The 15,181-nt window shown below is 63.0% G+C and carries 13 protein-coding genes; 8 read left to right on the plus strand and 5 right to left on the minus strand.

Features of this window, described 5'->3' with window-relative positions; all coding sequences use genetic code 11:
• Positions 1–10 precede the first annotated feature (10 nt).
• Both CJ178_RS01485 and cofC read right to left on the minus strand, forming a co-directional pair.
• A complete protein-coding gene (locus CJ178_RS01485; RefSeq protein ID WP_230590374.1) occupies positions 11–2,119 on the minus strand; it encodes an RNA degradosome polyphosphate kinase in 2,109 nt (702 codons plus the stop codon).
• Between the two features lie 215 nt (positions 2,120–2,334).
• Positions 2,335–3,039 carry a 2-phospho-L-lactate guanylyltransferase gene (gene cofC / locus CJ178_RS01490; protein ID WP_033236612.1) on the minus strand — a complete coding sequence of 235 codons (705 nt, stop codon included), beginning with the start codon at positions 3,037–3,039 and terminating at the stop codon, positions 2,335–2,337.
• A 170-nt stretch (positions 3,040–3,209) separates the two neighbouring features.
• On the opposite strand from cofC, the gene CJ178_RS01500 reads away from it, so the two are divergent.
• Genes CJ178_RS01500 through CJ178_RS01510 form a run of 3 tightly spaced genes read left to right on the plus strand, consistent with a single transcriptional unit; the run spans position 3,210 to position 6,518 of the window.
• Positions 3,210–4,208 (plus strand): NAD(P)H-dependent glycerol-3-phosphate dehydrogenase, encoded by a 999-nt coding sequence (locus CJ178_RS01500; RefSeq protein WP_033236574.1) that lies wholly within the window; start codon positions 3,210–3,212, stop codon positions 4,206–4,208.
• Positions 4,205–5,356 (plus strand): cystathionine gamma-lyase, encoded by a 1,152-nt coding sequence (locus CJ178_RS01505; protein WP_095885954.1) that lies wholly within the window; start codon positions 4,205–4,207, stop codon positions 5,354–5,356. The genes CJ178_RS01500 and CJ178_RS01505 overlap by 4 nt, the downstream gene beginning before the upstream one ends.
• Positions 5,357–5,411: 55 nt before the next feature.
• Positions 5,412–6,518, plus strand: a complete 1,107-nt coding sequence (locus tag CJ178_RS01510; protein WP_095885955.1) for a D-alanine--D-alanine ligase family protein — start codon at positions 5,412–5,414, stop codon at positions 6,516–6,518.
• Positions 6,519–6,572: 54 nt separating this feature from the next.
• Here CJ178_RS01510 and CJ178_RS01515 read toward each other — a convergent pair whose 3' ends face one another.
• A complete protein-coding gene (locus tag CJ178_RS01515; protein ID WP_045067923.1) occupies positions 6,573–7,169 on the minus strand; it encodes a DUF3515 domain-containing protein in 597 nt (198 codons plus the stop codon).
• Positions 7,170–7,296: 127 nt separating this feature from the next.
• Here CJ178_RS01515 and CJ178_RS01520 point away from each other — a divergent pair, with 127 nt between their 5' ends.
• Genes CJ178_RS01520 through CJ178_RS01530 form a run of 3 tightly spaced genes read left to right on the plus strand, consistent with a single transcriptional unit; the run spans position 7,297 to position 9,530 of the window.
• Positions 7,297–8,307, plus strand: a complete 1,011-nt coding sequence (locus CJ178_RS01520; RefSeq protein WP_257013334.1) for a thiamine-phosphate kinase — start codon at positions 7,297–7,299, stop codon at positions 8,305–8,307.
• 9 nt (positions 8,308–8,316) lie between these two features.
• The gene (locus CJ178_RS01525) at positions 8,317–8,838 is read left to right on the plus strand and encodes a gamma carbonic anhydrase family protein (protein WP_033236571.1); all 522 of its coding nucleotides are present in this window, start codon (positions 8,317–8,319) and stop codon (positions 8,836–8,838) included.
• A complete protein-coding gene (locus CJ178_RS01530; RefSeq protein ID WP_095885956.1) occupies positions 8,838–9,530 on the plus strand; it encodes a uracil-DNA glycosylase in 693 nt (230 codons plus the stop codon). Before CJ178_RS01525 ends, CJ178_RS01530 begins: the two co-directional genes overlap by 1 nt.
• Positions 9,531–9,556: 26 nt before the next feature.
• Here the strand turns inward: CJ178_RS01530 and CJ178_RS01535 are convergent, their stop codons facing one another.
• Positions 9,557–10,351, minus strand: a complete 795-nt coding sequence (locus CJ178_RS01535; protein WP_045067925.1) for an enoyl-CoA hydratase-related protein — start codon at positions 10,349–10,351, stop codon at positions 9,557–9,559.
• Between the two features lie 141 nt (positions 10,352–10,492).
• Positions 10,493–10,684: a 50S ribosomal protein L28 gene (gene rpmB, locus CJ178_RS01540; RefSeq protein WP_003942669.1), complete on the minus strand. Its 192-nt coding sequence runs from the start codon at positions 10,682–10,684 to the stop codon at positions 10,493–10,495.
• Between the two features lie 357 nt (positions 10,685–11,041).
• Between rpmB and CJ178_RS01545 the strand changes: the two genes are divergently transcribed.
• Together CJ178_RS01545 and recG are read left to right on the plus strand one after the other, a co-directional pair.
• The gene (locus CJ178_RS01545; RefSeq protein WP_257012972.1) at positions 11,042–12,727 is read left to right on the plus strand and encodes a DAK2 domain-containing protein; all 1,686 of its coding nucleotides are present in this window, start codon (positions 11,042–11,044) and stop codon (positions 12,725–12,727) included.
• Positions 12,728–12,833: 106 nt separating this feature from the next.
• Positions 12,834–15,095: an ATP-dependent DNA helicase RecG gene (gene recG, locus CJ178_RS01550; RefSeq protein ID WP_095885958.1), complete on the plus strand. Its 2,262-nt coding sequence runs from the start codon at positions 12,834–12,836 to the stop codon at positions 15,093–15,095.
• The last annotated feature ends 86 nt before the right edge of the window (positions 15,096–15,181 follow it).

A 15,181-nucleotide genomic window follows, 5' to 3' on the forward strand; every position in this document is an offset into this window, starting at 1 on the left:
GCAGCGACCGTCAGGATCCGCTGGATGTGCGACTGCGCATCAACGCATGTTGATGCTCGCGTACATCTTCGCCGTGTTCGGGGGAGGCGACCCAACTTCCGTCGGGATGGAGTACCCAGCAACGGGTGCGTGGGTCGAGCGCGGAATCGAAGATGTCGCCCAACTGCTTCGCCAACTTGGGATCCGTAACCTGAACCATCACCTCCACTCGGCGATCGAGGTTGCGGTGCATCATGTCTGCGCTGCCGATCCAGAATTCGTCGGCGGCCCGGAAATGGAACATGCGTGAGTGCTCGAGGAATCGTCCGAGAATGGAACGTACTTCGATGTTGTCGCTCAGTCCCGGTACACCCGGCTTGAGCGCGCAGATTCCGCGAACCACGATCTCCACGGGCACGCCGGCCTTGGATGCCCGGTACAGCGCGTCGATAACCTGTTCGTCGACAAGTGCATTCGCCTTCATGCGGATGGCAGCGTCACGCCCGGCCAGCTTGTGCTCGATCTCGGCTTCGATACGTTCGACGATTCCGCGGCGCACACCGTACGGCGCGACCAGAAGGTTGCGGTAGTTGGTCTTGCGAGAGTAGCCGGTCAGCGAATTGAAGAGGTCCGTGAGGTCGGCGCCGACCTCCGGTGCGGCTGTGAACAATCCGACGTCCTCGTACAACCGCGCAGTCTTGGGGTTGTAGTTGCCGGTACCGATGTGGCAGTACCTCCGGATAGTCGAGCCTTCACGCCGAACCACGAGGCATGTCTTGCAATGAGTCTTGAGTCCGACCAGGCCGTAGACGACGTGCACGCCGGCCTGTTCGAGTTTGCGAGCCCACTTGATGTTGGCCTGCTCGTCGAAGCGAGCCTTGATCTCGACGAGAGCGACAACTTGCTTGCCGGCTTCAGCGGCGTCGATGAGCGCGTTGACGATCGGTGAATCACCGGACGTTCGGTAGAGGGTTTGCTTGATCGCGAGAACCTGCGGGTCGGCGGCCGCCTGTTCGATGAATCGCTGAACACTGGTGGAGAACGAGTCGTACGGATGATGGACGAGTACGTCGCCGTCGCGCAGAGTGGAGAACACACTCTTGGGTGTTTCGCGTTCACCGAACGCCGGGTGCGTCGCCGGAACGAAAGGTGCGTCCTTGAGTGCCGGGCGGTCGACGGCGTAAACCTGCCAGAGGCAGGACAAGTCGAGCAGACCGGAAACCTCGATCACGTCGGCGGGGTCGACGTCGAGTTCACGAAGCAACAAGTCGAGCATGTGTTCGGTCATGTCGTCGGCAACTTCGAGACGGACCGGTGATCCGAAACGACGACGGGCAAGTTCACGCTCCAGCGCCTGCAGGAGGTCCTCGTCGCGATCCTCCTCGACCTCGAAGTCGGCGTTGCGTGTGATCCGGAAGGCGTGGTGCTCCACGATTTCCATTCCGGGGAACAGAACATCGAGGTGCGCCGAGATCAGCTCTTCCAACGGGATGAACGAGTCGATCGACGAGGTGGTGCTCTTGACGCGAACGAAGCGGCCGACGTTGTCGGGAACCTTCACTCGGGCGAAGTGCTCACCGCCCGTCAGGGAATCCTTCACCGTCACTGCGAGGTTGAGACTCAGCCCGCTGATGTACGGGAAGGGGTGCGCGTGGTCGACGGCGAGTGGAGTCAGAACGGGGAACACCTGTTCGGTGAAATGCACCGAGAGGCGTTCGTGATCGTCGTCGCTGAGGTCGGACCAGCGAACGATCGAGATTCCTTCTGCCGCTAGGGCAGGGCGAACGGAATCGAGAAAGACGTGTGCGTGCTTGTCGGCAAGTTCCTGTGTCCGCTGCGCGATGAGAGCCAACTGTTCGCGCGGCGAGAGTCCGTCGGCAGAGCGGACGGACAGACCGGTTTCGTCGCGGCGCTTGAGACCGGCAACACGAACCATGAAGAACTCGTCGAGGTTGGACGCGAAGATAGCGAGGAACTTTGCGCGTTCGAGGAGGGGGAGTGACTCGTCGGCTGCCAACGCGAGAACGCGGGCGTTGAAGTCGAGCCAACTGAGTTCACGGTTGAGGTAGCGGTCTTCGGGTAAGCCACCGAGAAGGACTGCGGGAATTGCCTTCGTGGCTGCCGGCGGCGCACTCGGTATGTGCGTCGGCGATCCACTGACCGGTGGTCGCGCCGAAGGCTGCGGTGTCGAAGGCTGCTGCCCGTCACCGGTTTTTGCGGTGTTGGTGTCGCCAAGTTCTGGCGGTGTGGTCTCTACGTTGTTTGCGGACTTGCGGTGCTCGAGTGCTTCGCCGTTGCTCACCTGTCGATCATCCCCCACAATTGCGCGCTTCGACAATTGATGATCGAAAAAGGTCAATGCGTTTTGGACGTGGCGCGATGGAAGCGTGTCAGCGACGCGAGTGTTGCCGGTCCGACGCCGAGTGCGCGGGCGGTGTCGAGATCTGTTGCGGTGTCGACGTCGGTGCGAAGGCCCGGCCACTCTCCGGTGAGACGCCTGGCGCCGGAATCCGTGTGGCCACGCGCGGATTCGGGGCCGAATCGTGGATCGAGCGGCAGATCGGGATCACACGAGAACAGGGCCGCGGTCCCGGTTCCGTGGTGATCGACGACGATGGAACGGCCACCGGCGCGGGCGGCGTCGAGGGCTTCGAGCAGTTCGTCTGGTTGGAGCGACGGAAGATCCGCTTGGATGACAACAAGATCCACCGTGCCATGTTCGGTGCGGATGTGCGTGGCCGCTGCGTCGAGGGCAGAGTTGAGTGAATTCTCGGTGGACCTACTCGAATCTGGATCGGCGTACACGTTTACTCCCGCGGCGTACGCGAGTGCGGCGACTGTCGGATCCGGAGTCACGACGGTGACGCCGTCGATGGCAGGTACACCCGTAACCGTGGTGAGAGTGTCGTGAAGCATCGCGAGAACAAGATCGGCACGGGCGTCGACGTCGAGTTCGGCGGCCAGCCTGGACTTCGCGGATCGGAGGTCCTTCACCGCGACAATGGCATGCATCGGGCGCGGACGTTCCGATCTGGTTGCGCTCGGCCTCGCACTGGTCATCCTTCGATCTTGCCAGTCGGTTGCCGACATGTCTGTCTCTGCCTGCCTCACCGGGGCGTCTGGCGACTCGAGTTCGGTCCGGGCGATAGTCTGTGCAGGCGATTTCATTGCCGGGTCGCAACACAACCGGCGTCTTGGCGAACGTCACGAGGGGTAGACGAGGTGACTGTGTGAGTAAGGCAGCAGTATTGGGTGCAGGCTCATGGGGAACGGCGCTGGCGAAGGTCATGGCCGAGGCCGGCACCGAGGTGACGATGTGGGCTCGCCGGAAGGAAGTCGCCGACAGGATCAACGCGACGCACGAGAACAGTGACTACCTACCCGGTATCGCGCTGCCCGAGTCGATTCGTGCGACGGATCGTCACGAGGAAGCGATGGAGGGAGCAGACTTCGTCGTGCTGGCGGTCCCGTCGCAGTCGCTGCGGGGGAACCTCGAGCAGTGGAAGGATTCGATAGGTCCGAATGCCACCCTGTTGAGTCTGGCCAAGGGCATCGAAACCGGCACCTTGATGCGGATGAGCCAGGTGATCGTATCGGTTACCGGCGTCGAACCCGGCCGTGTCGCCGTGCTGTCCGGACCCAATCTCGCGCGCGAGATCGCGAGCCGTCAACCGGCGGCGACGGTCATCGCCTGCACCGATTCTTCCCGTGCCTTGGCGCTTCAAGATGCTTGTGCCACAGGATATTTCAGGCCGTACACTAATTCCGACGTGATCGGCTGTGAAATCGGTGGCGCGTGCAAGAACGTGATCGCGTTGGCATGCGGCATGGCGGCAGGCAGCGGTTTCGGCGACAACACTGTTGCCAGCATCATCACGCGTGGGTTGGCCGAGACGATCCGGCTGGGCGTCGCGCTCGGTGGCCAGGCATCCACGTTTTCGGGGTTGGCCGGCGTCGGCGATCTCGTTGCGACGTGCACGTCGGAGCTGTCACGAAACCGGACGTTCGGTGAGCACCTCGGGCGCGGCGGCTCCATGGAATCGGCGCAGCAGGCCACCAACGGTCAGGTTGCCGAGGGCGTGAAATCGTGCACGTCCGTGCGCGCACTCGCTGCCGGATACGATGTCGAAATGCCGTTGACCGATGCCGTCCACCGCGTCTGCCACGAGGGGATAGCGGTCAGCGAGGCGATCGGCCAACTGCTCGGCCGGCGGACCAAGCCGGAATGACGTCAGCAGACGGCTACGGCGATTCCACCCGGTGCGTGAGCAGCGTCGGGAGTGTGCACAGCCCTGGTCAGCCCATGCAGTTGGGTCCGGTATTCGCTGCGCCGTACCAGCTTTCGGAGGACGAGGGGAGCGAGAGCGACACGTATGCCCGGGCATCGAATCCGGGGTGGCGTGGCCTCGAGGCGGCGCTCGGCATGCTTGAAGGCGCAGATCACGTCGTTGTCACAGGGTCAGGAATGTCGGCCGTCACGGTGACGTTGCGCAGCCTGCTTCAGGCCGGCGATACCGTCGTCGTTCCGTCGGACGGCTATTACCAGGTGCGTCGTTACGCGGAGGAAGCCCTGGCTCTACTGGGCATCGGCGTTCGCGAGGTGTCGACGACGGGCATGGGTGATGCGAGTTTCCCGGAGTTGCTGTCTGGGTTGCCGGGACGCATTGTCGTGGTCGCGGAGACGCCGTCCAATCCGATGCTCGACGTTGTCGATCTGCGGGCGTTGTCACAGGTGTGTCATCGCGTCGGAGCAATCCTTGTGGTGGACAACACGACCCCGACTCCGCTCGGTCAACGTCCCCTCGAACTGGGAGCGGACGTCGTGGTTGCCAGCGGAACAAAAGCGCTGAGCGGGCACAGCGATCTGTTGATGGGTTACATCGCCACGGCCGACGCGGACATAGCCGCGAAGGTCGAGCGCGAGCGTCTGCTGTCCGGGACGGTGCTCGGTCCATTCGAAACATGGCTGGCGCATCGCAGTCTCGGAACGGCCGGCCTGCGATTCGGCCGACACTGTGACAATGCTCAGGCGCTCGCCGACATGTTGTCCGGCCACCCGGCTGTCATGTCCGTCCGTTACCCGGGGCTGCACACGGATCCGTCGTACGTCGTTGCGTCGGAGCAGATGCACAGGTTCGGCGGTCTGGTGAGCATCGAATTGGAATCCGCGGCGGCTTTCCATTCCTTTGTCTCGGCAAGTGAACTTGTCACTTCTGCGACCAGTTTCGGTGGCATCCACACCACAGCTGATCGGCGAGCTCGGTGGGGAGATCAGGTCAGCGAAGGGTTTGTCCGGATCTCGTGCGGCATCGAGGACACCGAAGATTTGTTGACGGATATACAGCGCGCCCTCGGTGGACTGACGTCCGGTCGGTAAATTATCCACTGGCCCGAGCGCGTGCCGAAGTCGATTCGACGGTACGGTTTGACGCGTGAATAACAGCCGCACCCGGGTAGCCGTGATCTTCGGTGGCCGGAGCAATGAACATTCCGTGTCGTGCGTATCCGCCGGGAGCGTCCTCGCGCACCTCGATCCGGAACGCTACGACGTCGTGCCGATCGGCATCACCGCCGACGGGGCCTGGGTTCTCGGTTCCACCGATCCGGAATCGCTGGCCATCAACGGTCGCGAGTTGCCCACAGTCGACAAGGACGGGACGGCGCTGACACTGACTGCTGACCCGACGCGTTCCGGTGCACTGCTGGCGCTCGACGGAACCGACGTGGGTTCTGTCCTGGCAACTGTCGACGTCGTATTTCCCGTCCTGCACGGTGCTTACGGCGAGGACGGCACCATCCAGGGTCTCCTGGAGATGGCCGGAATTCCCTACGTCGGTCCGGGTGTGCTGGCCAGCGCCGCCGGTATGGACAAGGAATTCACCAAGAAACTGCTTGCCGCCGAGGGGTTGCCGGTCGGTACGCAGGTGGTCCTGCGCCCGGGAACGGCGACACTGACCGACGAGCAGAAGGAGCAGTTGGGGCTTCCGGTTTTCGTGAAGCCGGCGCGCGGTGGATCGTCGATCGGCATCACGCGAGTCACCGGGTGGGACGGCCTCGAGGGCGCGATCGCTCATGCTCGCCTGCACGATCCGAAGGTGATCATCGAGGGCGCGATCATCGGGCGGGAAGTCGAATGCGGTGTGCTCGAATTCCCCAGTGGTGACGTCAAGGCGAGTGTGGTCGCAGAGATCCGGATGCCCGCCGACGACGGCGACTCGGACGCGTTCTACGACTTCGACACCAAGTATCTCGACGACGTCTGCGAATTCGACGTCCCCGCACATGTCGACGCGGCTGTCAGCGATCAGATTCGCGAGTTGGCCGTGCGCGCGTTCACCGCACTCGATTGCCAGGGGCTCTCACGCGTGGACTTCTTTGTCACCGAGGACGGGCCGGTGATCAACGAGATCAACACGATGCCAGGATTCACGTCCATCTCGATGTATCCGAAGATGTGGAAAGCAACCGGAATCGATTACGGCACTTTGCTTTCGACGTTGGTCGACACTGCGCTCGCCCGCGGGACCGGATTGCGCTGACGGACGTGTTGCGCTGACGGACAGGGGCCGGGATTACCGGCCCCTCGTGTCACATCAGGGAACCGGGATCGGCGCCGGGTCGAGTGGCTGCTGCGGGATTGTCGCAGAGATGGTGTCCGAGATTTCCTGAATCGGAGTGGGGCCGGTGCCGTCGGGAACGGTGATCCCGATGTACTCGCCGCGGTCGACGGCAAACCAGGTGCTGGCCGCCAGGCCGATGTCGGTACCCGAGATCTGGAACCACTGGACGCCGTTGACTACCTGAAGTGCCGCGGCCTGATCGAATTCGGCGGGGCGGTCGAGTCCGCAGCGCAGGACGATCGGTTCACCCTCGCTGCGCTGCCACGCAGCGGCGCCGGCGGGTGCGGGTTCGACAAGTTCGGCCTTGGTGAAGTCGCCGATGTCCTCGGGGAGAGCATCAAGCAGCGAAACGCACGTCTCGGACTCCGCGTTGGGTGCCGGAACCGGGCCGAGTGCCACCGGTTCGAGCGTCGGGTTCTTTCCGGCGACCACGGCGGCGATCACCAACCCGACGATCAGGGCCACTGGCAGTGCGATGGCGGTGGCAATCAATGCCGGGCTACGACGCTCGACCTCGTCGAGGTCGTTATCGCCATGGTCGTTCGTCTCGGGGGACGTGTTCTCAGACATGCTCAGTTCTTCGTTCGGTTCCGGGTTCGGTTGTTGCTGGGGAGCTCGCGTGCGCATCGGTAGAATTGCCACTGCTTTGACGGTACCGCAGGACGCTTTTGGTCCGATCTGCGCTGAGAAAAAGGGAGTGCTCATCTCGTCATCAGGATCGACCTCGAACGAACAGGCATCTTCATCGCCCCGCACGGTTGCGCAGGTGGGGGAGTTCGACGTGATTGCCCGCTCCCTTGTCGGTCGAATTCAACCGCTGACGACGGAGTTGGGTCCCGGCGACGACGCGGCGATCGTGACCGCACCCGACGGCCGGGTTGTCATTTCCACGGACATGCTGGTCGAGGGAAGGCATTTTCGGCTGGACTGGTCGCCGCCGCGCGACGTGGGACGTAAAGCGGTGGCACAGAATGCTGCCGACATCGTGTCGATGGGTGCGCGGCCGAGCGCCTTCACCGTGTCATTGGGCTGCCCACCGTCGACTCCGATCGACGTCATGGACGAAATCTCCGCCGGAATCTGGGATGCCGCAACGGATCTGGGTGCGGGCATTGTCGGCGGGGATCTGGTGCAGTCGCAGGACATTGTTGTCTCGGTGACGGTACTCGGAGATTTGGGTGGACGGCGGGCAGTCACGCGGGCCGGCGCCCAGGTGGGTGACCGTGTTGCCGTCGCCGGATTGTTCGGTTGTTCGGCAGCAGGTTTGGCGCTGCTGCTCGCCGGCGATCGATCGTTCCCGGATCTTCTCGCCCTCCATCGTGTTCCGGTCCCGCCGTACGAGTCCGCATGGGCAGCGGCCGATACTGCTCACTCCATGACCGACATCTCGGACGGGGTTGTCGCTGATCTTCGCCACCTCGCGTCTGCGTCAGGAGTCCAGGTCCGCATCGATTCGGGTGCTGTACCGACGTCGGCCGACGTACCGAAAGCCGCAGCCGCTCTGAAACTCGATCCGCTGGAGTGGATTCTCTCCGGTGGCGAAGATCACGGTTTTGCCGCGACCTTTGCAGCCGGTGAAGACCTGCCGTCGGGGTGGACGGTCATTGGGGAGGTCGTTGCCGGCGCCGGAGTTGTTGTGGATGGAGAACTGCGTGAATCCGGCGGCGGCTGGCACAGCTTTTCGGCCACGGGCACCACCGCGGTATAGGTTCTCCTCATGGCTGTTTATGCACTAGGAGACAAGGTTCCGGATATTCATCCGGACGCGTATGTACACCCGGACGCCGTGGTGATCGGCAACGTGAGCCTCGCTGCGGGAACGTCGATCTGGCCACAGGCCGTACTGCGTGGTGACTACGGAACCATCTCGGTGGGAGTTGGATCGAACATTCAGGACGGCACCGTGATTCATTGCACGGTTACCGAGCCCACGATTATCGGCGCGGGATGTGTTGTGGGACACAATGCTCACATCGAGGGGTCCACGATCGAGGACGGGTGCTTGATCGCATCCGGGTCGATCGTGCTCAACGGTTCGGTGATCGGGGCGGGGTCGATAGTCGGAGCCGGCGCCGTGATCGCGCGCGGATTCGTAGTGCCACCGCGCAGCATGGCTTTGGGGGTGCCCGCCAAGATTCGCGAAGGCTACGAAGTTCCGCTCGGTCATCTCGAAGCGAATGTCGCGAACTACTCTGCCAACGCTGCACATTACCGCGGCGCCCTACGCAGGCTCGACTGATGGACGCCCACATCGAATCCGGCTGGGCCACAGCGCTGGAACCGGTTTCGGAGCAGATGGCTCTGATGCAGCAGTTTCTCGACAACGAGATCGCAGCAGGCCGCGAGTTTCTGCCTGCGCGCGAGAATGTGCTGCGCGCGTTCACGAATCCGTTCGAGGACGTCAAAGTGCTTATCGTCGGACAGGATCCGTATCCGACCCCCGGTCATGCGGTGGGTCTGAGCTTTTCGGTTGCCCCTGATGTTCGACCCGTTCCCCGCAGTCTGGTCAACATCTACAAGGAATATCACCAAGATCTCGGTTTGCCGATTCCCGATGACGGTGACCTGACACCGTGGTCGAATCAAGGTGTGTTGCTACTCAATCGGGTACTGACCGTAGCGCCAGGGGCAGCGGCGTCACATCGGAAAAAGGGTTGGGAACCTGTGACCGAACAGGCAATTCGCGCTCTGGTGGCTCGATCTGCCCCGATGGTTGCCATTCTGTGGGGTCGCGACGCCGCGACGCTGACCCCGCTACTAGGGGATACCCCCATCATCGAATCTGCGCACCCGTCACCACTTTCGGCGTCGCGTGGGTTCTTCGGTTCACGTCCGTTCAGTCGGGCAAACCAACTTCTGACGGACATGGGGGCCACGCCGGTCGACTGGGATCTGGGATCAACCGCGAGCGTGACCGAACCACTCTGGTGACGAGCAGTTCGGTCACGCGAGCTGAATCAAGGCTGCTTGGCAGCTACAAAATCGGGACGACGCTTCTCGACGAACGCGTCGACGCCCTCCCGGCCGATGGGACTGTTGGCGGCAGTCTTGATGGACGTAGCTTCGGCGTCGAGTTGCTCGGAGAGCGTGTTGGTTCGTGACGAGCGCAACAGTGCCTTGATGCCGGCGTACGACGAACTCGGTCCGTGTGCAAGCGTGCGGGCGAGCCGGGCTGCCTCTTCCTGAACCTCGTCGTCACCGACGAGGCGGGTGAGGATGCCGAGGCGAACAGCTTCGTCGCCGCCGATAATGGAATCGCTCAGGAGGATTTCGCGAGCCCGTCCGGCGCCGACGATGCGGGGGAGTGACCAGGACATCCCGCCGTCCGGCGTGAATCCGATGGAAGGGTATGCAGGGCGAAGTTTGGTGCTGGTGCCGCCGATGGCGATGTCGGCAAGGCAGACCAGGCTCATGCCGGCCCCCGCTGCCCAACCGTGAATTCCCGCGACCACGGGAACCGATGCCGCATCCAGAGCACGCACGAAGGTGTGGAGATTCTGGGCAACTCCTTCGACGTACTCGCCGCGATCCGGCGCTGACGCGAAGGCCCGGACGTTACCGCCCGCACAGAAGTTGGGGCCTTCACCGACCAGGAGAATGCTGCCGATGTCGTCGCCGAACGATTCCAGGGCTACTGCACCCTGGATCATCCCTTCGTCGTCGAGGGAGGTGCCGTTGGCGGCGGTGGAAATGGTGATGCGGAGTACGCCTTCTTCGAGCGTTACTTTGCTGAGGTCATCGATGGAAGTCACCTCACGCACATTACGGGTCAGGTGTCCGGGTCGTCACAGGAGGGACCCCGGCACAGGCACAACAAAAGGCACGACAAAAACAGCTCTGCCCCCGACACCGAAGTGACGGGGGCAGGGCTTGCAATCGTTGTGCTCGGGCAATCAGCCCCGAGCGACCTTGCCTGCCTTCAGGCAGGAGGTGCACACGTTGACCTTACGGGTGTTACCCGGGGCAACCTCGGTACGAACAGACTGAATGTTCGGGTTCCAGCGACGATTGGTACGCCGGTGCGAGTGCGAGACCGACTTACCGAAGCCGGGCCCCTTGGCGCATACGTCGCAGACGGCAGCCATAGTCGCGAACTCCTTGTTAGAAATGAATATTGAAGTGGTTACCCTACACAGTAGGACGGCCAGAATGACAATTCGAATATACGCTGTGGATCTTGCGATACCGAATCGGTCTCCGACCGCTTACGGTGCAGTCGAGCGTGACAACACAGAACACTGTTGTAGACGATGCACCGGAGTGCACTGTTTGCAGCAATATTTGGTGTAGCCCGTTCGAGGCAACCGTGTAACAGTAACTGTTGACCGGTGGATTGACCAAACCGGCCTGCAAACCGGTGATTACGGAGTGTGCCCGACTACCCTCGACAGCATTCGTTTCCGTCCCCGAGGAGGGGACGTTTCCGCAGAGGGGAATTGCCAGTGGGGGACGCGCACCACCAGAGAACGGACGGGACGGCCGACGGTCTCCTGCTGCGCCGGTGGGCGCGACGCTCGGTCGATTGCCTCGAGGAGCGGCGCGGAGAGATCAACAGCCTCAACGTCTTTCCCATCCCTGATTCCGACACCGGCACAAATCTGCTGTTCACGATGCGTGCCGCGCTCGATTCGGCCGAGGCGCTCGGCGGCGACGTCACCAGCGCTACCCGCACCGCCAATGCGCTGGCGCGGGGCGCCGTGGCAGGAGCCCGCGGCAATTCCGGCGTCATCCTGTCCCAGGTGATTCGTGGGATTGCCGAGACGGTGCGCGGTGAGCGGATCAACGGACTCGATCTTGCGGAAGCGCTGCAGACGGGTACCGAGCTTGCGTCGCGCGCGGTGACGGACTTGGTCGAGGGCACCATCGTGACCGTTCTCCGAGCGTCCGGTGAAGCGGCGGCGCAGTGCGTCGGCGTGGACCTCCAGTCTGTTGCGCTCGCCGCGGCAGATGCGGCCGCGAGCGCCCTGGTCAAGACACCGCAGCAACTCGACGTGCTGGCCTCGGCGGGCGTCGTGGATGCGGGCGGACTGGGCTTGCTGGTGATTTTGGACGCTCTGGTCGAGTCCGTGTCCGGGCACTCACCGGATCGGGCGGAACTGGGTGCCGGACGAAGCCGCGGTCTCATTGCGGAGGTCAGCAGACGCGACCATGACTGGGACCGGAAATCGGGTCCGCTCGAATGTGGCGACGATTCGGCGCAGGACTTCGAGGTGATGTACCTCGTCGACGAATCGGATGAGGATCTGATGGCGGCGCTCCGCACCCGGTTGGCGGTGCTCGGCGACTCGATAGTGATCGTCAGTGACGGATTCGGTGGCTGGTCGGTTCACGTGCATTGCTGTGATGCGGGCGCCGCAGTCGAGGCCGGCCTCGAAGCCGGCCGCGTGCACGGGATTCGGATCAGCAGTTTCCTCGTCGACGAACGTGATCAGTTGGTCGCCCGTCAGGAGATGCAGTTTCAGGGCCACGATGCGCGTGGTGTACTCGCCGTTGTGGCGGGGGACGGCGCCGCGGCACTGTTCGAGAGTGAAGGTGCCTCGGTACTGCGGTGCGACGACGCGCCGGTGACCCGCGCACAGTTGCTCGGCCATATCCGCACCATGGATCGCACCGAGGTGCTGGTGCTGCCGAACGGCGCGCTGAGCGCTCAGGAATTGGTTGCGGTCAGTGCCGCGGCCCGAGATCCCCTGCATCAGGTGCTTCTGCTCTCGACGTCCTCGATGGTTCAGGGGTTGGCGGCACTCGCGGTCCACGACGGAAGTCGCAACGTCGCCGACGACGGGTTCACCATGTCCGAGTCGGCTGCGGCAACTCGGTGGGGGTCTCTGCGGATCGCGGTGGAACGGTCGCTGACGTTTGTCGGAACCTGCGACCCGGGCGACGCCATCGGATTGATGGGCCACGAGGTGGTGGTCATCGGACCGGACGTCGAGGCGTCGGCAGCGCGGTTGATCGATCTTGCGCTGGGATCTGGTGGCGAATTGGTCACACTTCTCATGGGCGCCGACGCCGCCGACGGCTTGGCCGAGCGGATGGAAGCACATGTCATCAGCACCTACCCAGGCGTCGACGTGCTGATCTATCAGGGCGGTCAGCCGGGGGATCTGTTTCAGCTGGGCGTTGAGTGAGCGGTCTCCGGGGTGATCGTGTCGGGAGTTTTTGTGTCGGCGGCTACTGATATACGAATAGCTGTGCTTTTCGATCTGCTGCTTTTCGATCTGCGAGGAATCTGACATGGCAACGCTCGCCGACAACTTGGATCGGCTTCTGGGAAAGAAGACCGCGGACGCGTTGGCCGAGGCCTTCGAGATACGCACGGTCGAGGATCTCCTGCGCCACTATCCTCACCGGTACGCGTCGGCCGGTAAGGAACTTGCCGACAAAGAGCCCCCGGAGGGCGAGCACATCACGATCATTGCGCGGGTGGCGTCCGCGAGCGTGGTGAATATGAAGTCCCGGACGGGGCAGATGCTCAAGGTCTCGCTCACGACGGACACACAGACCGTCGACGTCACCTTCTTCAACCCGTACAAGGTGAAGCACGCCATCAAGCCCGGCGTACGGGCGATGTTCTCGGGCACAGTCAAGTACTTCCGGAACAAGTGGAGTTTGACGCACCCCAGTTATCTGATCCTTCCGGAACCCCGTGCCGGGGAAGAAGATTCGGTGGTTCCTTTGAAAGCCGTCAAAGGGGCCGGCGATCTCGCGGGGCTGGCCCGTGCCAGTTCGGGGCCGGGGGCCGAACTCGACTACTCGATTTTCGAGCGTGAGTTCATCCCGCTGTATCCGGCGACGCGCGAGGTGGAGAGCTGGACGATCATGCGGTGCGTCCGACAAGTTCTCGACCAGCTTGATCCGGTTCCCGAACCACTTCCGGCCGAGACTCTCGCCGAACATCATTTTGTCGGGCTGGACGAGGCACTGAGGACGGTGCACCTGCCCGATACCAAGGACGACATCGAACGTTCCCGCGAGCGATTGCGGTTCGACGAGGCGCTGTCTCTGCAGTTGGTTCTGGCGATGCGACGTCACGACAATTCCGAGCGGGTGGCACCGGCGTGCGTGCCTGTCGCAGGCGGTATCGCCGAGCAGTTCGAGGAGATGTTGCCGTTCACACTGACGGAAGGGCAGCAAGCCGTCGCCGCGGAAATCGCGGCCGATCTCTCGCAGACTCACCCCATGAGCCGGCTCCTTCAAGGTGAGGTGGGCTCGGGTAAGACCATCGTGGCGCTTCGGGCGATGCTGCAAGCGGTTGACGCGGGATATCAATGTGCACTGCTCGCGCCTACCGAGGTGCTGGCCAATCAGCATGCCCGCTCCCTGCGCGCGATGATGGGGCCGCTCGCAACCGGGGGAGAGCTGGGCTCGGCCGAGCACTCCACTCGTATCGCCTTGCTCACCGGTTCACTTCCGGTTGCCGCAAAACGTGCCGCGCTTCTCGACGCGGTGACCGGTGATGCGGGAATTGTCATCGGTACCCACGCGCTCATCCAGGACAGTGTCGAGTTCTTCAAGCTCGGCATGGTTGTGGTCGACGAGCAGCACAGGTTCGGTGTGGAGCAACGAGATCACCTCCGCTCGCGTGCTCGCGACGGCCTGAGCCCCCACCTGCTGGTCATGACTGCTACTCCCATTCCGCGCACCATTGCCATGACGGTGCTCGGCGATCTGGAAGTATCCACCCTGCGCGAATTGCCTCGTGGGCGTAGCCCGATCAAGAGCAGCGTTGTGCCGGCAAAGCAGAAGCCCGCCTGGGTGGATCGGGCGTGGGCACGAATTCGCGAGGACGTCGCAGACGGGCGTCAGGCCTACGTCGTGTGCTCCCGGATCGGTGACGGCGAGCCTGCTGCTGGCGAGGACCAGTTCACCGAGGAGAAGCAACCCGAAACGAAGTCGGCAGTCGACGTCTTCGAGGAGTTGTCGAGCGGTCCGCTTTCCGAGCTGCGCGTCGGCCTCCTGCACGGTCGCCTGCCGTCAGATGAGAAAGACGTGGTCATGAGCGCGTTCAACGTCGGCGACATCGATGTGCTCGTCTGCACCACCGTCGTGGAGGTCGGTGTGGACGTGCCGAACGCGACGGTCATGGTGATCGTCGACGCGGAGCGGTTCGGCGTCAGTCAGCTCCATCAGCTGCGTGGCCGTGTCGGCAGAGGAAAGCACCAAGGGCTGTGCATTCTGGTGACGGGCAGCAACCCAGGTGGACCGGCGTACGAGCGGCTCTCTGCCGTTGCCGCCACCAATGACGGTTTCGAACTGGCACAACTCGATCTCGCGACACGACGTGAGGGAGACATCCTCGGAGCGGCCCAATCCGGCACCACGTCCAATCTGCGGCTGCTCTCGCTCATCGCGCACGGCGACATTCTCGAATCCGCGCGAGACTTCGCGACCGGAGTTGTCGAACGCGACCCGACGCTCGCCCAGCATCCCGCACTTGCGTCGATGGTGAGCGCCGCCCTGGACTCCGATCGGATCGAATACCTCGAGAAATCGTGAGAAGTATGACGGCAAACTGAATACGAATAGCGGCAGGACCATCGGGTTTGTTTCTCGATTCAGTCTACGATGTGGGACGCCGCGTG

Source organism: Rhodococcus sp. ACPA4 (assembly GCF_002300185.1).
Taxonomy (GTDB): domain Bacteria; phylum Actinomycetota; class Actinomycetes; order Mycobacteriales; family Mycobacteriaceae; genus Rhodococcus_F; species Rhodococcus_F globerula.